The sequence below is a fragment of the Leptospira bandrabouensis genome (assembly GCF_004770905.1).
GTDB classification, from domain to species: Bacteria; Spirochaetota; Leptospiria; order Leptospirales; family Leptospiraceae; genus Leptospira_A; species Leptospira_A bandrabouensis.
Genome location: NZ_RQHT01000014.1, coordinates 1411387 through 1430824, shown reverse-complemented (window position 1 = coordinate 1430824; position 19438 = coordinate 1411387). Strand labels below are relative to the sequence as shown.

The 19438-nt window shown below is 36.9% G+C and carries 14 protein-coding genes; 9 read left to right on the top strand and 5 right to left on the bottom strand.

All coding sequences use genetic code 11. The annotated features are described in order from the left end of the window. The first annotated feature begins 149 nt into the window (after positions 1 to 149). The 3 genes from cobT to EHR07_RS13950 are packed head-to-tail and all read left to right on the top strand — an operon-like array spanning position 150 to position 2611. Complete coding sequence (gene cobT / locus EHR07_RS13960) at positions 150 to 1205, top strand: nicotinate-nucleotide--dimethylbenzimidazole phosphoribosyltransferase (protein ID WP_135745628.1); 1056 nt, start codon at positions 150 to 152, stop codon at positions 1203 to 1205. Positions 1206 to 1211: 6 nt separating this feature from the next. Further along, positions 1212 to 2033: an adenosylcobinamide-GDP ribazoletransferase gene (locus EHR07_RS13955; protein WP_135745627.1), complete on the top strand. Its 822-nt coding sequence runs from the start codon at positions 1212 to 1214 to the stop codon at positions 2031 to 2033. Next, positions 2018 to 2611, top strand: coding sequence for a histidine phosphatase family protein (locus tag EHR07_RS13950; RefSeq protein WP_135745626.1), 594 nt, complete (start codon positions 2018 to 2020; stop codon positions 2609 to 2611). Before EHR07_RS13955 ends, EHR07_RS13950 begins: the two co-directional genes overlap by 16 nt. 65 nt (positions 2612 to 2676) lie before the next feature. Here the strand turns inward: EHR07_RS13950 and gatB are convergent, their stop codons facing one another. The 5 genes from gatB to EHR07_RS13925 all read right to left on the bottom strand — a co-directional run bounded on the left by gatB (position 2677) and on the right by EHR07_RS13925 (position 11273). Further along, positions 2677 to 4140 carry an Asp-tRNA(Asn)/Glu-tRNA(Gln) amidotransferase subunit GatB gene (gene gatB / locus EHR07_RS13945; protein WP_135745625.1) on the bottom strand — a complete coding sequence of 488 codons (1464 nt, stop codon included), beginning with the start codon at positions 4138 to 4140 and terminating at the stop codon, positions 2677 to 2679. 59 nt (positions 4141 to 4199) lie between these two features. Then, positions 4200 to 5303, bottom strand: a complete 1104-nt coding sequence (locus EHR07_RS13940; RefSeq protein WP_135745624.1) for a bacteriohemerythrin — start codon at positions 5301 to 5303, stop codon at positions 4200 to 4202. Between the two features lie 162 nt (positions 5304 to 5465). Further along, positions 5466 to 6947, bottom strand: a complete 1482-nt coding sequence (locus EHR07_RS13935; protein ID WP_409035729.1) for an aldehyde dehydrogenase family protein — start codon at positions 6945 to 6947, stop codon at positions 5466 to 5468. Between the two features lie 79 nt (positions 6948 to 7026). After that, entirely contained in the window at positions 7027 to 9171 is a 2145-nt protein-coding gene (locus tag EHR07_RS13930) for an adenylate/guanylate cyclase domain-containing protein (RefSeq protein WP_135745622.1), read from the bottom strand. Then, positions 9159 to 11273 (bottom strand): adenylate/guanylate cyclase domain-containing protein, encoded by a 2115-nt coding sequence (locus EHR07_RS13925; RefSeq protein ID WP_135745621.1) that lies wholly within the window; start codon positions 11271 to 11273, stop codon positions 9159 to 9161. The genes EHR07_RS13930 and EHR07_RS13925 overlap by 13 nt, the downstream gene beginning before the upstream one ends. 113 nt (positions 11274 to 11386) lie before the next feature. Here EHR07_RS13925 and EHR07_RS13920 point away from each other — a divergent pair, with 113 nt between their 5' ends. The 6 genes from EHR07_RS13920 to EHR07_RS13895 are packed head-to-tail and all read left to right on the top strand — an operon-like array spanning position 11387 to position 19433. Next, positions 11387 to 12610 carry a FliG C-terminal domain-containing protein gene (locus EHR07_RS13920; protein ID WP_135745620.1) on the top strand — a complete coding sequence of 408 codons (1224 nt, stop codon included), beginning with the start codon at positions 11387 to 11389 and terminating at the stop codon, positions 12608 to 12610. A 4-nt stretch (positions 12611 to 12614) separates the two neighbouring features. Continuing rightward, positions 12615 to 13538 (top strand): flagellar assembly protein FliH, encoded by a 924-nt coding sequence (gene fliH, locus EHR07_RS13915; protein WP_002973208.1) that lies wholly within the window; start codon positions 12615 to 12617, stop codon positions 13536 to 13538. Continuing rightward, complete coding sequence (locus EHR07_RS13910) at positions 13535 to 15523, top strand: sensor histidine kinase (RefSeq protein WP_135745619.1); 1989 nt, start codon at positions 13535 to 13537, stop codon at positions 15521 to 15523. Before fliH ends, EHR07_RS13910 begins: the two co-directional genes overlap by 4 nt. After that, positions 15520 to 17517: a 7TM-DISM domain-containing protein gene (locus EHR07_RS13905; protein WP_135745618.1), complete on the top strand. Its 1998-nt coding sequence runs from the start codon at positions 15520 to 15522 to the stop codon at positions 17515 to 17517. Before EHR07_RS13910 ends, EHR07_RS13905 begins: the two co-directional genes overlap by 4 nt. Before the next feature lie 12 nt (positions 17518 to 17529). Then, positions 17530 to 18156, top strand: coding sequence for a Crp/Fnr family transcriptional regulator (locus EHR07_RS13900; RefSeq protein WP_135745617.1), 627 nt, complete (start codon positions 17530 to 17532; stop codon positions 18154 to 18156). Positions 18157 to 18206: 50 nt separating this feature from the next. Then, positions 18207 to 19433 (top strand): NnrS family protein, encoded by a 1227-nt coding sequence (locus EHR07_RS13895; RefSeq protein WP_135745616.1) that lies wholly within the window; start codon positions 18207 to 18209, stop codon positions 19431 to 19433. Positions 19434 to 19438: the final 5 nt, after the last annotated feature.

Below are 19438 nucleotides of genomic sequence, written 5' to 3'. Positions count from 1 at the left end.
GTAATGCCAATGGGTTCGTACGTAAAGCGCCCCAAGGGAAGAGTTTCGGATTTTTTTCGGCCCAAATAGCCAATTCCCAAACCTCCCTGTCCCGTCCAAGCCCAAAAACGATGGAAGCTGGTACTGGTTCGTTAAGGATGGTTTTGATTATGTCCCTGTTTTCCCTACCTACGATTTCTCCCGTAACCGATGTTTTGCGAAATTCGATTCGCAGCAAAATTGACAATAAAACTAAACCCTTGGGTTCCCTGGGTGATTTGGAGGCCATTGCCATGCAATTGGCAGAAATCCAAAATACCCTCACCCCTGAGTTAAAAAATCCGAAACTCATTTTATTTGCGGGAGATCATGGGATCACGGATGAACCTGTTTCCCTCTATCCAAAAGATGTCACTTGGCAAATGGTTTTGAACTTTTTATCAGGTGGAGCCTGTGCCAATGTTTTTGCCAAACACAGTCATATTGAAGTGGAAGTGGTTGATGCTGGTGTTGATCACGATTGGGACGAAAATGGCCCGAGACCCATTGATAAAAAAATAAGAAAAGGAACATCCAACTTTTTAAAACAAACTGCGATGTCTATCAATGAGGCAAAAGAAACTATATTAAGTGGGATAAACCTCTTATCTGAAAATAGATACTCGGAAACTAATGTATTTTTGTTTGGCGAAATGGGAATTGGCAATACATCTGCGGCATCTCTCATCCTTTCTCATCTAACAGAGATTCCACTCAGGAAACTGGTAGGACGAGGCACTGGTCTAAACAATAGCGGGAAGGAAAACAAATTTAAAATTCTGAACGAAGCCTACCAGAGAACAGGAAAATTAAATGATCCATTAGAAGTTCTTTCTGAATTTGGTGGATTTGAAATTGGAATGATGGCGGGTGCTATGATTGGAGCAGCCGCACAAAGGAAAACTTTTGTTGTGGATGGTTTTATTGCAACAGCGGCATACGCTATTGCATTTGCACTCAATCCTTCCGTAAAAAGTTACGCTATTTTTTCACACCTATCAGAAGAAGAAGGCCATACTGTCATTTTAGAACATTGGAAAGTAAGACCACTCCTTCGACTCAACCTTCGATTAGGAGAAGGTAGTGGCGCCCTAGCCGCTTATCCTCTGATTGAACTGAGTGTTAAGTTTTTAAATGAAATGGCGTCCTTTGCTGATGCTGGTGTTAGCAATTCTGATTCAAAATAAATTTTTATGATTTGGATGATAACAGAAATTCGCCTTTTCTTTGTTTGTTTATCATTTCTATCTAGAATACCTTCTCCAAAATGGATAGGTTTCCAAGAAGAATGGTTACATAAATCTATTAAATACTCTCCCACTGTGGGAATTTTATTGGGATTTTTACAATGGAGTATCTTTACCATTTTCCAAATGTTTTTGGGCACAGGGATAGCATTTATCATTTCCCTTGGTTTTTTGCTGATTTTAACCGGAGCATTTCATGAAGATGGATTTTCTGATTTTTGTGATGGGATTGGCGGAGGTTGGAAAAGAGAAGATATCCTTAGAATTATGAAAGATAGTAGGGTTGGAAGTTTTGGTGCTGCTGGAATTTCTCTATTATTGATTCTTAAAATAATTGCTGGTCTCGATTCATTGAAAACTACAGGATTTTTTTGGAATCAGTTTTCACTTGAAAAAATCTTTCAACAAATGCCCGTTATACTTTATTTTCTATCCGCACATAGTTTTAGTCGTTTTATTTCTGTATTAATGATGAAACTACTTCCCTATGCAAAGGAAGAAGGTTACGCAAAACCAATGGCAAAGGAAATCACCTGGCCCCAAACTCTATTTGCAAGTCTTGCAGGTCTCCTCCCATTTGTTTTCCTTGTTTACTTATATCCAAAATTTTCACTTAGTTTGGTTTTAATAGTTCCTAGTTTTTATTATATGTATTCACTGATGAAACGTTGGATCGGTGGATTTACTGGAGATTGTTTGGGAGCCGTCCAACAAGTGGTAGAAACTTGCCTTTGGATTTCAGGAGTGTTTGTATGGACCTCTATTTAATTCGCCATCCGGAAACCATCGCACCAAAAGGCACTTGTTATGGTCGAACAGACTTCCCACTCAAATATCCTGTGGAAGATACGGCAGATTCTACTTTTTCTTATTTACCATCCTCATTCGATCATTTCCTTTCGAGTCCAGCGCCAAGAGCACTAAAACTATCTTCAGCCTTATTATCAAAATACAACTTTGCAAAGGTAAATCATAACTCAATACCAACTGACGAACGTTTGTGGGAGATGAATTTTGGTGATTGGGATGGAAAACTTTGGGAAGAAATTCCAAGAAAAGAAACTATCCCTTGGATGAAAGACTTCGTAAATGCAAAAACACCTGGTGGGGAAGCTTTCACTGATCTTATTTTCAGAATGGATTCTTTTATCAACGATTGGAAAAGTGATGGTCCATTAAGACTAGGCTGGGAAAACACAAACAACAAACCTTTAAACGCAATGATTGTTGTTTGCCACTCAGGTCCCATTCGAGCGGCCTTATGCAAATTTAATGGAACTCCTTATGAAGAAGCCTTTAAATCTCCTGTGGACTTTGGATCAGTCCACAAATTAGAAATTTCTTAACACTCTCTATGTGGCGGATAAAACAATTAATATTTCATCCGCCGTTATTTTTTTCCTAACAAAGGTTATACCTTCTTTTTTTCACCCAGTGGGCCAAGCTTAGCAAGAATCAATTCGTTTACGAGTTTCGGATCGGCCTTACCTTTGGTTTCTTTCATCACACCACCTACGATGGCACCAAGAACTCGATCTTTTCCATTTTTCCAACCTTCCACTGATTCAGGTTGTGACTCAATCACACGAATGACAATTTCTTCTAATGCTTTGTCATCACGAACTACTTTCAAACCTTTCGCTTCGACAATTGTTTCTGGTTGGTCTTTTGAAGTTAACATATCTTCAAAGATAGTTTTAGCAATTTTTCCTGTAATTTCACCAGAATTGATGAGTTTTACAAGTTTACCAATTCGCAGTGGATCAATAGAGAATTCTTGAATGGAAATGTTTTCCTTATTTACAATTCCAAGAATTTCATCTTTTACCCAGTTAGAAGTTTTTTTGGCATCTCCAGAAACAAGGAGTGCTTCTTCAAAGTATTCGGCTATCTCACGTTCGCTGGTTAATACTTCGGCATCGTAATCAGGTAATCCAAGTTCCGTTTTGTATCTTTCTTTTTTTTGCCTTGGAAGTTCTGGTAATGTTTTACGAATATCTTCAATAAAAGAATCAGAGATTTGAATCGTTGGAAGGTCTGGTTCTGGAAAATAACGATAATCGTGACTCATCTCTTTGGAACGCATAGGAATTGTTTTGAGTAATGTGGCATCCCAAAGTTTTGTCATTTGGCGAAAAGACTCTCCACGAGAATAAACATCCTTTTGCCATTCAATCTCATAGTCTATCGCTTGTTTTACGGCCTTAAAAGAATTTAAGTTTTTAATTTCGACTCGAGTGCGAAAACCTTTTTCACCTTTAGGTCGAATGGAAACGTTTGCATCACAACGAAGTGATCCTTCTTCCATATTACAATCAGATACTTGAATGTATCGTAAGATAGTTTTTAATTCATTCAAATAAACATAAGCTTCATCCGAAGAACGTAAGTCAGGTTCCGATACGATTTCAATCAAAGGAGTTCCTGCACGGTTATAATCAACATAGGAACGATTGATAGAAGGATCATGAGAGTGAATGAGTTTCCCCGCATCCTCTTCCATATGAATCCTTGTTAGGGGAATGAATTTTTCTTCTGTTTCCCCCTTTAATTTGATATAGATTCCACCTTGGGTTGCATAAGGTTTATCAAATTGAGAAATTTGGTACCCCTTCGGTAAATCAGGGTAAAAATAATTTTTACGATCAAATTTAGTAAACCTTGTGATTTCGCATCCGAGTGCCACTCCAGCGCGCACTGCCTTTTCCAAAACAACTTCGTTTAACACTGGCAATGTGCCAGGAAGTGCTACACAAAGTGTGGAAATATGTGTGTTGGGGCTACCGCCAAATTCGTTTGTAGCAGTAGAAAAAATTTTAGATAGAGTGTTGAGCTGGACGTGGACTTCCAGACCGATGATGACTTCGTATTCCATGCGTTTGAAAACAGGATTTTCCTGGAAAATGAACCTGGCAATTCAATTTCCGAGGGAAATCAATCGAGAGGGTCGGGAGCCGATTGCATTACCAATTTATATAGGTTTTTTTGCTCTCGAGAGATACTAATTTCACCAGTTTGGTGCAGTTTTTTCGTAAACTCGGAAAGTTCTCTCACCCGCGATTCAAATGCGAGTCCAATTTTTTTATCTTCCAGCGCAATATGAGACAAAAGCCAGTTACGAAGGTCTTGGACCAAATGAAGTCCCGCCCTAGGGTTTCCCAATTTGAATTCGTCGTTTCTTGTTTTGATAAAATCTATAAATCGTTTGTGTTGGTTCATGTGGTTGACCACATCGGTGAACCTAAAGTAACGCATTATTTTATCTTCCACACCAAAATGATCTTTGGTATATTCAATAGCTGCTGTTATGACTTTTTGAAAGGTGGCGCTGGAACCGTCACCTAACTTCAGAGAATGATCTAGTTCAACAATCATTTTTAATAACCAAATGTGTTGTAAATCGATAATAGGAATTCCAGTAGAAAGATTATACGTTCTCCATATATTTCTTATCTCCTGAATTGTATCAATAGATTGTTCCTGAAGAGAAATATGTGTTGTATCCATCTGCACAATGTTTTGATAAATCAAAAGTTGTTCTTTGGAGATTGGATATTTACCTGATTTTAAAATTTCATTACAGTAGGATTTTAAATCAAATCCACTTGCTTTAAAAAAATCTGCATAATCTGTATCATCATGTAAGATATGTTGAAAAAGCCATTTTTTAAGGATTTGTAAAATACCAAGAGCAGCCATTTGGCTATTTTTTGCTTCATAATATTTTTCAGTTAAACGTTCTACAAACTTACGATGTCCTTGTATGTGCTCTGAAAACTTTGGATAGTTAAAATGTTCAAGAATATCTTCTTCTAATGCAAAATGTTCTGCCACATAATCCAAGGCTTTTCTAAACGAAGAATGAACATCCACATCTGAACCATCTTTCTCGGATTCAACAATGATTTCTTCTAATTCAAGGATGATATGAACCAACCAAACATGTTGGAGGTCGATGATCGGAATTCCCAAATGGAAAGGTTCACTTAACCATGTGATTCGCAAGGAATCTAAATGTGCAGAGTAATCCTTTTGCATAATTCCACAAAAAAGTTAATCACTTAGGTGTCACGGATTTAGAATCATTTCAGAAATTGATATTTATCAGTATTTTGAAAAATAAGCTAATCTAGTGGATTTGAATCAAGGAAGGAGAACCACTCCCAGGTAATCCCAGGAGTGTCCGAAAAGTAAAGAAAACTAAACGAAAAATTTAGTAGTTAATTTTACCATCAGTCTCACAAAACCGGAGTAAGGTGGATACATCAATTTTGCAATTGATGCCTTAGGCGTTTGTAAAACAGATCTTTCATGGGAGAAAGTTTTAAAACCAAATAGTCCATGGTAACTACCATGACCTGAATGATTGACTCCTCCAAATGGAAGATTCGAATTTACCAAATGAAGAATCACATCATTGATGACAGCTCCACCTGAACTTGTTCTTTTAAGAACATATTTGGATGTACTTCTTTTTTTAGTAAAAATATACAACGCTAATGGTTTTGGTCTCTCATTGATAATATGGATGGCTTCGTCCAAAGTTTTATAAGTGATGATAGGTAAAAGCGGCCCAAAAATTTCATCCTCCATAATACGTGCATCGAGAGATACATTCGTAAGGATGGTTGGTGAAATAAAATTATCAGAGCTTCTGACTTCTCCACCATAAGCAATTTTTGCACCTTTTTTGACTGCATCATCTATATAAGAAGATACTCTTCCAAAGTTTTTTGCGTTCACGATACGGCAAAAGTCTGGACTAGATGTAAAATTTTCAGGTTTTGATTTAAAAAAACTTTCAGTGGTTTCTTTTGCATATTTTACAAATTCTTCCACTTTGGATTCGGGAATTAAGAGATAATCGGGAGCTACACAAGTTTGCCCTGCATTTAAAAATTTCCCCCACATAATTCTTTCGGCAGCCACTTTTAAATCAGCATCTTCTGCGACGATTGATGGAGACTTACCACCTAATTCTAACGTTACGCTAGTTAAATGTTTTGCTGCCGCTGCCATCACAATTTTACCAACAGGAGTGGAGCCAGTAAAGAATATATGATCAAAAGGAACTTCAAGTAATGCAGTTGCAACGGATACATCACCTTCGAAAACGGCAATTTCATCTTCTGCAAAAATTTCACTTAACATTGCTTTAATGACATCAGCTGTATGTGGTGTAAACTCAGAAGGTTTCAACATGATTGTGTTTCCAGCAGCAATTGCCGCAGCCAGTGGAGCAATGGCTAAGTGGAAAGGATAATTCCAAGGAGCAATGATAAGACAAACTCCTTTTGGTTCATAAACAATACGGCTAGTGGCACCAAGTAAAGTCGGCGGTGTCATTACGTTTTTCGGACGCATCCAATGTTTCACATGGCGAATGGCATCATTGATTTCCGCAATGGTTGGCAAAATTTCAGTGATATCCACTTCTCCCGCAGATTTTCTGAAATCTGAATGGAGTGCTGTTTGAATCTCTTTTTGGTACTTGAGGACAGCGTTTTTTAGTTTTTTTAATTTAAGAATTCTTGTTTTGAAATTGGATAAACGAAGTTCCAATGCCTTTTTCTTTTGTGCTTGGAAAATACGATCAATATCTGAGGGAGTAAAACTTTTGGTTTGGATCACAGCCTTTCCAGAATTCGAGGTTTGTGAGAGGGTGGCTTGGGTCATGGGAATCTCCGTATTACTGACTCTCGTTCATTTAGAGAGGAAGTTCAAGAACTTTTTCGGAAATCTGGGCGAATCTATGTCTTTTTTATGCCAAAAATCCTTTCCCAAACCCAGGAGGTGGGCCGTTTTGCGCATATAGTTCCGTTCGGTCCAAATACAATTGAGATGCTTTGTCAGAAGGATCGATGGCAAGAACCTTTCGAAACCCATCCCCCGCTTTCGCAAATTCCCCATCCCAAAACAAATTTACACTTTCTTCAAACTGTTCTTTGGTTTTTAATTTCAGATCAAAGGAATCTTCCACTCCCTCTACCAAAACTTGAGCAATTCCAATTAACTTTTGTTTGGCTGGAATTTTAATAAAATCTAATAACCTATGCGGATAGGAATCGGGGCGCTCCATCTCAAGAAGTGCGTCCAAACTAAGAATGATTTTTGCACCATATTTTTTGGTCATTGATTCCAAAGAATTGGCAACACCCATCGAGTCAGATAATACAGCAGACTCAATTCTTTGTTCTTCCCCAATGATACCGAGCATCAATTCTCCATAATGAATTCCTACTCCAATATGAATATCCCCTACTCGGTGAGGTCTAGATTCCCCGTTCCACTTAGCAATTGTTCTGTGCATTTCAATGGCAGCTGATAACGCATCTTCTGGACTTCTTTCAAACAAAGCAAAAACAGCATCCCCAACATATTTTTCGATAAACCCATTATGAGATCGAATGGTTGGCCCTACTTGTCTTAAATAGTCATTGAGGAATAAAAAGGTTTCTTCTGGACTTAAGGTTTCAGATATTGCGGTAAAATCTCGAATATCTGATGACAATACCGACATTTGTTTTACGATAAAATCGCCACGTTTGACCCTAGCTTTGGTTACTTTTGAAAACAATTGAATGAGACGCAATGGAACAAATTTCGCATAAACTTGGTTAGATGCTTCAAGCCGATTGTTTACTTCAATCAGTTCCGTTGTCAAAGTATCCATAGAGGTATAGAACCTAGCATTTCTTCTGGCAAGTAGAATACTCTGAAACAAAAAGAAGACAAACAATGAAAAAGGCATTAATGGTTGAGACTGAAACCAATAATTTCCAGCCATCAGATCATGTGTTGACCCAATCATTAGAAGTAGTGATCCATAAAAAACCAAACTACTATCTCTCTTTTTCTGTTTATAAATCTTTAGAATCACATAAAAAGAACAAATACTAAAAAAAAGAATTACAACTTGAGAAAAAATATTTGTTTTCGTAAAAAGTTTAACATCCGTTAAAAGAACAAACGACACGTAACATGCAGTTATACTCCAACAAGAATACAACATCCACTTAGGCACTTCAGACCTTCCCGGAAACAAACTCTTTAAGTAACCTAAGAAAAAACACACAAGAAGAGGTGCGGAAGTATAATCTAAAACCTGCATCCAATGCCAGGAAAAATCTGGAATTGCATAAACTATATAATAGTTATCAAGAACAACCAATCGAAGGCCGGTAAACAAACAAAACAGAGCAAAAAATAGAGAACTTTTTTCCTCCCTTCTGAAGAAAAATACGGTTAGTTGGTATAATGCCATAGTTAACATCGCACCAAAAACAAATACTTCTCCTGCGGAATAAATAAGGGATTGGTTTTGGATTACCTCTTTAGTACCTATCTCAATCGGCTTTCTATATCCACCTCGAGCATGATGAAAATTACTCACTACATAAAGGATTTCTTGTTCGACTCCTTCTGGCTGAAAAGATACATATTGGATTTGGTATTTTGGTACTGCACTTAACTCATCAGTTCCTACTTTACCAGAACTTGCAATTTTTTGCCGATTAACATAGAGTTCATAAGAACTTGTGGCGGGTTGTACCCTTAGGTAATACCGAATTTTTGGATCAGGTATCTTTAATGTTAGGCGAAAAACTGCAAAACCATCGCCACCTTCACCTTCTGGTCTATAGGAATTCCAGGAGGAAGGAACTTTCGCATAGGACTTGTTAGGTTCAGATATTTTCCTAAATAAACTTTCCCCAAATACTTCCCCCCAATAGAACTCCCATTCACCACCAGTCGAAAGTTTTTGATTGTTTTCTACTGCCTCAAGTGGAAGTTCAAGATACCCTTTGACTGCTTCTTGTGAAGAACTGAAATTACAGGAAAAAAACAAAATAGAGAAAATAAAAAAGTATAAAACACATTCGATGGTTTTATTTATTTTTCCCATGCGGAAACTCCATCCCAATCTTCACCTACACCTGCGGTTTGGTAATATTCACATCTCTCAATATAAATTTGTGCTGCCAAATCTTCTGGATTGTTTGCAAAAACTTCACGAAACCCTTCTAAGGCAGAAATAAAATCAGCACGTTCATAATCAAAAATGGCTGCTTCAAATCTTTCCTTATTTTCAATTTTCCTATTGGAGATAATATCAATATCAGGTATCAAAACTTCGGCAATCATCACCGTTTCTTGTTTTCCTTTGACACGTACAAAGTCCAAAATCCGATATGGAATTGTATCCAAGTCTTCATGTAACATAAGTGAGGTTAAACTTACCAAAATTCTTGCGCCATATTTTTTGGTTAAACCTTGTATACGACTAGAAAGATTGACAGTGTCAGAAATAACTGTGGATTCGAGTCTTTCCTCTTCTCCCAAAATTCCAAGCATCGTATCCCCAGAGTGAATTCCAATCCCTGCATGAAGAGGCAAATACCCGAAAGTTCGTCTACGTTCATTGTATTTTTCTAATTCCCATTGGATGTCTTCTGCTGCCTTGATGGAATTTTGAATTCCTCCATCAAAAAGTGCCATAATCGCACTTCCAATGTATTTATCGATAAAACCATTATTTTTTCGTACACATGGCCCAATCCTTCCCAAATAAGAATTAGTAAACAACATACGATTTTCTAAAGGAATTGAGTAAATGATATCCCAATACTCCCAAATGTCGGCGAACATAACCGTCATTTCTCGTTCGCTACTATCACCTAACTGAACTTCTTCGATACTTTCCTTACCTAAATGAGTTAAAAAATCGCGAGGAATAAATTTTGCATATAATCGATTTGTTAAAATAAACTGTTCGTTAATAGTTTCAAATTCTTCTTTTAATAAAACTTTTTTATGAAAGGTTCTTGCCGTACGAAGTGTAACGATTGTTGATTGAACCCCAAAAAACAAAAATACAGCAATTTGAGATAAGGTTGATTCCCCTTCCCCACTATAAGCAAGAAAAACATCATAAACAAACCCAATAAATAATACAACATATCCTAAAAAGAAAATTCCAGAATCGGGCAACCCTCTAACCATCATTTGGTATAATCGAATGCCCAAAAACACAGCATAAACAACACCCAATACTTGGAATACAACTTCAAACTGTGTATAAACTTCCGGTTTAATAATTAAACCATAAACTAACATAAACTGTACGTAAGCACTGAAATAAAGAATTAACTTTGTATCGATAAATCGAGGAAACAAACCATCAACAAACCACAAAAACAAAATTCCTAAAACAAATACAGAGGCATACTCAACATAAACCACTAACTCCCAAGGAATATTTGGGAATACTGCATAAATTGTTTTACTACCAACAAAAGGAATCCTAGCGGCGAAAACCAAACAAAAAAAACCAAAGTAAAATGCTTCTCTTTGTTTGTTACGATAGAAAAACAAAATGAAATGATACAAACCAAACATAAATATAGCGCCTGTTAACGCTAAATCAATTGTACTTTGTGCCAGAATATAATTCTGAACACTTTCCGCCAGGCCGAAGACAGGTGCATTAGGGAGGCCACCTTCTTTGTGATGGAAGTTACTGACTTCAATACGAATCTGAAGGTGGTCTTTTGCAGTAATCGTAAAACTTTGTCCTTGGGCACTTGGAATGGTTGTATCTTTTGTCTGGCCAGGTCTACCAGACACCAAACTTCTGTTACCCGCGGTAAGTCGAAAAGAAGTGCGAACCTCAGGTAAATAGACCGAATAAATTTCATTTTCTTTTGGAAGGCGAATGTCCAAAACATAGGTGCCATAACCCTTCCCATCCTTGATCCCAGATCGCAAAGGAACCTGGTTCCAAAGAGCGGGAACCGGTAGGTAAGTGGGCGGAGTGGCACCTTCAGGAACATTGAATTGTCCTGGAAAAAATTTCCAGTCACCTTGGAGAGCCATCGCTTTTCCTGATGCAATAGGAAAATTTTCCAGATCCAATACACCAGATTGAATTTGCGGAGAGGGGGCGACCATACGACAAGCCGTTGACAAAAGTGCCATGGAAAGATAGATTATTGTCTGACGGGTCATCCCTAACCTTCAGAGACTTTGAGGACACGAATTTGGAAAGGAAGTTTTCGGATTAAAAAAAATAATATTTTTTGGTTTGTACGGCTGTCCCATTCAGTTATTATGTCACCTAAATGAAAACTCCATCCGGACCCAACAAAGCCGCCCTTGCCTACCAAATCCTCGGCCGCTATTTACCGGATGAAGTGTTCGCCCATTTGAGTGATGCAGAAATTGAATCACTCCTGATCAAAGTAGAATCCAATCCTTCCCCTACAAAACGGCAGGAAAAAGACATTCTCCTTTCCTTTACTAATTTTCTCCAAAAAAATCAGCAAAAAAAAGGAAAATATCCGAACCCAACAGGCCTTCCAGGTAATTTACAATCCAGGCCAGGATCTCCCAATTTGGGCGGATATACGAACCACGGCTATTCCCCCAGTTCCCTTGGGAGATATGCGAATCACGACAATTCCCCTGAAAAAGAGGGGAAAACAGATCCTCAGTTTGGAAATTCCCCCACAAAAGATGGCGATTATACGCATAGCGATGATTATCGCCGAAATCCTAACAAATCGGGCGCGAAATATGCGAATAGCGAACATCCAGATTCCAATGAATTGTATTCCTTACTCCAGGAAATTCTAAAAGAAGAAGATTCCAAAGCCAACTCCCCCCTATGGCAGGAACTACCGAAATATTCCCTAGAAATGCTCCGTCATTTGACTATGGACGAATCTTCAGAAGTAGTGGCCAGGGTACTCAGCTTTTCTGATCCGGAAACGGCTTCCGAGGTTTTAGCCGAATATCCAGAAAACCACAGGGAAGATATCATTTTAGCACTTTCTGAAATTGACTACCATTCGGACAGAGAACGCGACCAACTCGAACGGTTTCTCCGCTTCAAAATGGAACTGATTGAGAAAAAAATGCCGGTTTCTAAAATTCGCAGCCGGAAAGCCAAAACGGCAGGGGAAATTCTCACAAGGCTACCTTTTTTGCCATCGCAAAATTTAATTGAACGAATTCAGAAAAAAAGTCCAGAATATGCCGAAACTATAGTAGAACACTACTTTCGTTTGGAAGACCTCCTACATTTAGGAAGGACGAGTCTTACTCGGTTTTTTTCTGAGATCCATCCCCTCGTCATTGCTTGCGCATTGAAAGGAGTTGAGACCGAATTTCGTGACCAAGTGTATTCCAATTTGGAATCTTGGCTTGTGAAAGAAATAAAGATCGAATGGGATTCGTTAGGTCCAGTTTCGCTGGCAGAGATTGAAGAAGCTCAGAAAGGGATCTTAGATCGTTTGCGGGAAGCAATGGATGAAGGCAAAGTGAAACTTTGGAGATTGAAGTAAGGATATGGCAAAACTAGTTTTTAAACCCATTCAAATTGCCGACTTACAAGAAGAAGTTGAAATCCAACTTCCTGATAAGTACAAAAAATTTCATAAAACCGACGAACAAGAAGACTTCGAGATAGACCAAGAAGGGAATATCATTGAACAATACCAAGGACCATCGATTGAAGAAATCGAAGCAGAGCTCCAAAGGTATCGCCAAGAAACGGAAGAACAAGTCCGCCAATTATTAGAAGATGCTAAAAAACAAGCAAAGGCCATTGAAGAAGAAGGTAGAACCAAAGCCTTCCAAATGGTCCAGGATTCTAAAGAAAAAATCAAATTAGAAGAAGATTCAGGTCGCGCCAAAGCAGAACAGATCTTAGATCGTGCAAAGATGGAAGTCGAACGTATGATCAAAGAAGCCGAAATGAAGCAGGCTGAGATCGAACACGAAGCTTACCAAAAAGGGTATGATGCGGGACGTGAAGTTGGATTTAAAAAAGGTCAAGGGGAAGTAAGACGACTCATTGACAGATTAGGAACTATCATTGGTAAGGCGATCGATATTCGGGAAGAGATGATTGCGGCTTCCGAAAAACAAATGGTCGAAATGATTCTTGTCATCGCAAGAAAAGTAATCAAAGACGAAATCATTGAACGTAAAGAAATTGTACTCAATAACATTCGTGAAGCAATGAAACGTATCAAAGACCGTGATCGTATCGATATTCGTGTGAACTTTGCCGACTTGGAACTAACAACAGCACACAAAGACGAACTAATCAAACTAATGGAATCACTGAGAAAAGTAAACATTTACGAAGATTCTCGAGTAGACCGCGGTGGTGTGATCATCGAAACAGACGTGGGTGCTATCGACGCAAGGATTTCCACTCAGCTCAAAGAAATCGAAGAGGCAATTCGAAACGTCGAGCCGATATGATTTCGAATACCCGTATTTACCAACTCGTTTTCGGGTTCGCATTCGTTTTGTTACCAACTTTATTCGGTTTGGCGGCAGAACCTTGCGGAACCTTAATTACATCTTTTGAAAACCCAATCGTTTTAAAAACTGACTGGTTATTTAGAAAAGGTGACAATTTAGATTGGAGAGATGAAACAGTTGAGGAATCCTTCTGGGTTAAACGTTCGGTTCCTGATTATGGAATTTCAAAAACAGAAAACCTTACTGGCTATCATTGGTACCGTTGTTCTTTCTTTTTGCCAGAAAATTATACAACTCCTGTGGAACCAATTGCAATCCAGCTTGGTCGCATTCGAGATATTGATGAGTTTTATTTAAACGGAACTTTAATCGATAAAACAGGGACGGTACTTCCCAAACTAGAAGTTGACTTTCAAAAAATTCGAATTTATTCCCTACCGACCCACCTTCTTAAACCTGGCCAAAATATTATGGCCATTCGTATTTATGCAGCAACCAATCTCAATGGACTCAAAGAAGCACCTACCATAGGGAAGGAACGCCTGTTACGTGAGGAAGTTTTTTCGAAAGAAGCCTTTGCCATGGTTTGCGGATATGTATTTATCTTTATGGGAATTTACTTTTTAGTAGGTTCGATTGTCCGTGGACGTGCCGGTGAAAACTTTTTCTTTGCTTTATTTTCCATTTTTATGGGAATTTATGTTCTCATCCGTACACAACATCGAGACATTTTATTTGATAGTTTTACTTGGTCTTATGTAGCAGAACTTTTAGTCCTCATCTGCCTTCCCGTATTTTTTATAAACTTCATGCACCAATATCTGAAAATGAAACGCAGTTTGGTATTACTCGGTTACGAAGTTTTTCTTTTTGCATTATTTGTAATCACTTTGTTTTTCAGAACTCCCAAAACTTGGATTTTGGTCATTGCCCTTTTCAACTATACTTTACCTGTGGCAATGGGGCTTGTAATTTACCTGTTTGTAAAAAATGGAAAAGCAAACATCGCAAAGGTGAAATTCATCCTCATCGGAATTGCCTGTATTTTACCTACCGTTCTAATCGATAGTCTCTCCGCATTAGAAATCATTTCTATGCCAGGAACGTTGTATCTTGGATTTTTGATATTTCTTGTGATGATTTCGATCCAACTTTCAAACGATATTGTTTTAGGATTAGAAAACTTCATCGAACAAGAAAAAGAACTCATCCAAATGGAAAGAGTCAAAACTGGATTCTTAATAAATTTATCTTCTGAATTCAAATCAGGAATGGAAAAAATTAAAAAGGCCATTGATAATATTGCAACAAGTCAAACAAAAGTTTACACAAAAGAACAATCGAAATCAAACACGAAACAAGCTGCAAAAAAGAAATCCAAGGCCAAAACTAGTTCCGCAAAACACGATTTAGATCCAATCAAACAAGCGGAAGATCATATTTCTTACATGGGTTATATGGTTGAAGAAGCGATCCTCTTACGTAAACTCGAGGACAAAACATACATACCTTTTTACGAAACTTTTTCTGTATCCGAGTTAATCAAACACTGTGTTTCGAATATCGAAAACCATTTGGAACAATACAGAAAATCAACTACAATCGATGTAAAACCAAACGATTTAGAAATTTATTTTCCAAAAGAATTATTATTCTGTATCTTAAGAAATCTTATAGAAAATGCATACCAATATACTGACCCAAAAACAGATATTAGCATAGAGTTTTTTAACCGCGATGGACATCATCAACTTGTTGTTATGGATGAAGGTATGGGCCTTAGCCAACTAGAAATGGAAACTATTTTTCAAAAATTCGTCAGAGGATATCGTGATAAAAAAAATGAAATCCCTGGTGCTGGCATTGGTTTAACTTTAGTGGAAGCCACTACAAAATTTCTAGGTGGAACTGTAAGTTTAAAATCAAGCGAAGGGATGGGAGCAAAATTTACAATCCGTATCCCGGAGAAACAAAAAAAATGAAATCCTTTGTATTCAATCGAATCCTTATTCTCAGTTTACTCTTTTTTGTTTCATTTTGTTCACGTTCCACAGATGAAAACACCGTTGTATTAAGATTAGATGGTGAAGATTGGGGAATTTATTTTAATAATAATGCAGATATACTTAGTAATGACTTTAATGCAAATAACCTGGATATCACAACTGTTCCCAGTAATTTTCGCAACTTAAACAGAAGTTACCGTGGATCGATCTGGATCAGAAAAAGTTTTGAAATAACAACGGAACAACACCAAAAATCCTTAGCTCTCCAACTTGGAAAAATATACCAATCAGATGAAGTATTTATCAACGGAGTTCTTATTGGTAAGAACAATTCTGCCTTCGGAAAAGATCCAGATGAGTTTGCATTCGGTAGACCAAGAATCTACCCGATTCCCCATGATCTATTGTTAGAAGGTGAAAATGTTTTAATTATCAAAATTGATTCTTCACTTTCAACTTCTGCTGGTATCATCACTGGCCCTATTCGTATCGTTACTTATGAGGAAGCTCTCAACGGCAATCTTTATGATTCGCTCGTAGAACTAATCTTTGTTGGATTTTATCTATTTATTGCATTATTCTTTTTTATTAACTTCTTTAACCTAAGAGATAAAAAGGAATACCTCAGTTTTAGTATTCTAGCGCTTATCTTTTCTGGTTATGAGTTATCAAAAAACGAAGTCCGATTCTTTTTGATCAATCAATTTGCTATTCTAAAGTTTATCGAATATTCATTTCTTCTAATCCTTCCTTATGGATTCATTAAATTTATTCAGGATTTCTTTGAACTAAAACCTTTTAAATACCAAAGGTTATATTTATTAACACAGTTTTTATTTATCGCAGTTTTTGCATTGGTTTCGAATCCCGTGTTTTGGTATAACTTTATAGGTTATTGGGATATTCATTTACTAGCAGTTATTGGTTATGCGATATATGTTACATTTATCAAATTTCGAGAACAGAAACGTGGATCTGCGATCCACTTACTTGCACTTATTTATTTACTGTATTCTATTTTAAAGGAAATCTTAATTGAAAGAGGTTACTTAAATTCACCTTCTTCTCTTGAAACTAGTTTCCTATTTTATTTGATTCTAATGACTCTCGCACTACGTTTCCAATTTTTAATGATGAAACGTAAACTTCAGAATAGATACGAAAGGTTAAAAGAAGCAGACTCTTTACGAGAAAAAATATTTTATTATATGGATGCGATGATTTCAGGTCCCTTGAAATCGATGAAAGAAAAGTTAGTAACTTATCGAGAATCTACTCAAAAAACTAAGGATAAAAACTTAGTAAAAGAAGTGATCGAAGTACAATCATCGATCGACAATGTAATGGATGATATCATTGAACTTTCGCGGTTGGAAGTTTTAAAGGAAGTTCCTTTTAAAGAACAGGTAAACTTTGTTTCTTTTATCAACGACGTAATTCCAGAAGATGACATTACTTATTCGATTAAAGTAAATCCAGAAACAGAAATTCACAACAGTCTGGATTTAATTAACTCAGTTGTTGTGAGACTCGTTGATTTTCCTCCATTCAAAGAATTCAACCATAATGATTTAATTATTACCCAAGACTTACGAGGGAATGTTCATTTCCGATTTTTATTATTCCACAGCAATCCGAAAGTTTCACAAAGATTGTTTAGTGAATTAGTGGAAAACTATAATACACTAACTCCGATAAAGGTAAAATGGGCTATCATCCTTGAGATCGTAAGACTATTAGGTGCAAAGATTGACTTCAAAATCATTAAAAAGAAATACTTAAAAATTGATTTGGGCATTGCAGCAATCGTTCCAGTTTCCGAATTGCAACCAATCAAAGAATCAAAAACTACAAATCAATCAACTCCAATCAAAACGGAAAAAGAAGATTGGAAAGTCACTTTAAAACGAATTTGGAAATTTTTAAAAGAAACTGAGATTAAGATTCCAAATTTTAAAAAGAAAAAATAAATTTTATAATTCATGATCATAAAGTATCTGACACAACCAAATCCAGAATCATTAAAAAAGGCCTTTGAAGGTTGCCAGGAACTTACATTCACAAAGGATGAGTTTTTATTTCACGGTGGTGACACAGTTGCTTATATGGATTTATTAGTAACAGGTGATCTTCAGGTGTTCAAATATGATGGGAATATGAATGAAGTAACTTTAACATTCTTTCGTCCCGTCAGTATCATCGCGGAATGGGCCGTCATCCAAGGAATTCCTTATCCGGCTTCCGGTAGATTCACCAAAACAAGTACGATTTTAAGAATGCCTCTATCAGAAGTGCAAACTCGCATACATAAAAATATTGAACTAAATCATATTCTCATGCACTCACTAATGAATAAAATTGATACATTAAATTTAGCGATCAATCGCGGATTAACAATGGATGCGATGCAGAGAGTGGCACATTTTTTATTTTATGGAACACCTGATTCGCTTGCTTTAAAACAGACACAAATGGCCTCTCTTCTCTATCTAAGACCAGAGACATTTTCAAGAATACTCAAACAATTAAAAGATCAGGGTCTCATTGATAACCAAAAAGGGGAAATTTCCGTTTTGGACAAAGAAGGTTTACTTAAAATTTTGGCTTAGTTCTTGATTTGAATCAATGAAATGATTCTAATTTCCAATAGGATCTAATCATGAAGACTTCTTTTTTTCAGTGGAGTTTATGGAATACAGCCTTCCGACCATTTTTTTGGTTCGGCTCGTTGTACGGCATTTCAGTGATCGGAATTTGGTTATTAATCCTATCCAATGCGATAACGAATCCCATTCAAATTAACTCGATTCATTGGCATTCTTATGAAATGGTATTTGGATTTTCCAAAGCCATTGTCCTTGGATTTTTATTTACTGCAGTTCAGAACTGGACAAACTCAAGTATCTTAAAAGGAAAAAATCTATTTTTCCTCCTTCTCTTTTGGACTTTAGGAAGATTTTCCATGTTTCCACTTGGGATTGTGTCTTATTTATCTTTTGGTTTGGATATAAGTTCCGACTTAATGGTAATCCTTTTGCTTTATCCAAAACTCATAGTGCCAACGCAAAAACACAATCGTCCGATTCTTTATCATTACGGACTATTTACAGTCTATCACTTATTAGCTGGTCTTTCTGCCAGATCTGTGATAGATTCAGAAATGACTTTATTATACATTCATCTAAGTATTTTTGTAATTCTATTTCTCATTTTGATTATTGGCGGGCGAGTTGTTCCTTTCTTTACAGGTGTTGTCATACAAGGATATTCTTTCAAACGAATGCCAAAACTAGAAACGGTTATCCTATATTTGCCATTCGTATTTTATGTTTCTAAATTGATCCAAGGTTATTTAGTCAATAGTGAATCCATAAATTTGAATTTTGCGAATTTCAATCTTTCCAGTTTGATTCTCCTTATGACTTTTTTAGTTAGTTTTACTTTGTTTGTTACCAATCTGATACGATACGTTTCATGGAAACCTTGGAGATCTTACAAAAAACCAATCCTTTGGATTTTGTATACAGGTTACTTCTGGGTTTGTTTAGGATTTTTATTGTATAGTCTCGTGTATTTAGGTTTCTTTCCCGTGTCTTCCGCAATCCACAGTCTGACTGTTGGTGGTATCGGTGTTTTTATCTATGGGATGATCACTCGTGTGAGTTTAGGCCATACAGGAAGGAGCATTGTTGCATCTCCTCTCACTGTAGGTGCCTATATTATATTAAATTTTGCTGTGATTGTCCGAGTATTTTTTCCACTTTTTGGAAAATACACCTGGGCCTACCACCTATCAGGAATTTGTTGGATTTTAGCGTTTAGTTTGTTTATTATCCAATACACGAAGATTTTGTTTAGCCCAAGACCAGACGGAAAACCAGCTTAAAGTTT

Bases quoted from the DNA above. Each gene is read 5' to 3' on its own strand.
- EHR07_RS13920 (WP_135745620.1), top strand. From the start codon at position 11,387: ATGAAAACTCCATCCGGACCCAACAAAGCCGCCCTTGCCTACCAAATC.
- EHR07_RS13895 (WP_135745616.1), top strand. From the start codon at position 18,207: ATGAAGACTTCTTTTTTTCAGTGGAGTTTATGGAATACAGCCTTCCGA.
- EHR07_RS13950 (WP_135745626.1), top strand. From the start codon at position 2,018: ATGGACCTCTATTTAATTCGCCATCCGGAAACCATCGCACCAAAAGGC.
- cobT (WP_135745628.1), top strand. From the start codon at position 150: ATGTCCCTGTTTTCCCTACCTACGATTTCTCCCGTAACCGATGTTTTG.
- EHR07_RS13930 (WP_135745622.1), bottom strand. From the start codon at position 9,171: ATGGGAAAAATAAATAAAACCATCGAATGTGTTTTATACTTTTTTATT.
- gatB (WP_135745625.1), bottom strand. From the start codon at position 4,140: ATGGAATACGAAGTCATCATCGGTCTGGAAGTCCACGTCCAGCTCAAC.
- EHR07_RS13905 (WP_135745618.1), top strand. From the start codon at position 15,520: ATGAAATCCTTTGTATTCAATCGAATCCTTATTCTCAGTTTACTCTTT.
- EHR07_RS13910 (WP_135745619.1), top strand. From the start codon at position 13,535: ATGATTTCGAATACCCGTATTTACCAACTCGTTTTCGGGTTCGCATTC.
- fliH (WP_002973208.1), top strand. From the start codon at position 12,615: ATGGCAAAACTAGTTTTTAAACCCATTCAAATTGCCGACTTACAAGAA.
- EHR07_RS13955 (WP_135745627.1), top strand. From the start codon at position 1,212: ATGATTTGGATGATAACAGAAATTCGCCTTTTCTTTGTTTGTTTATCA.
- EHR07_RS13925 (WP_135745621.1), bottom strand. From the start codon at position 11,273: ATGACCCGTCAGACAATAATCTATCTTTCCATGGCACTTTTGTCAACG.
- EHR07_RS13900 (WP_135745617.1), top strand. From the start codon at position 17,530: ATGATCATAAAGTATCTGACACAACCAAATCCAGAATCATTAAAAAAG.
- EHR07_RS13940 (WP_135745624.1), bottom strand. From the start codon at position 5,303: ATGCAAAAGGATTACTCTGCACATTTAGATTCCTTGCGAATCACATGG.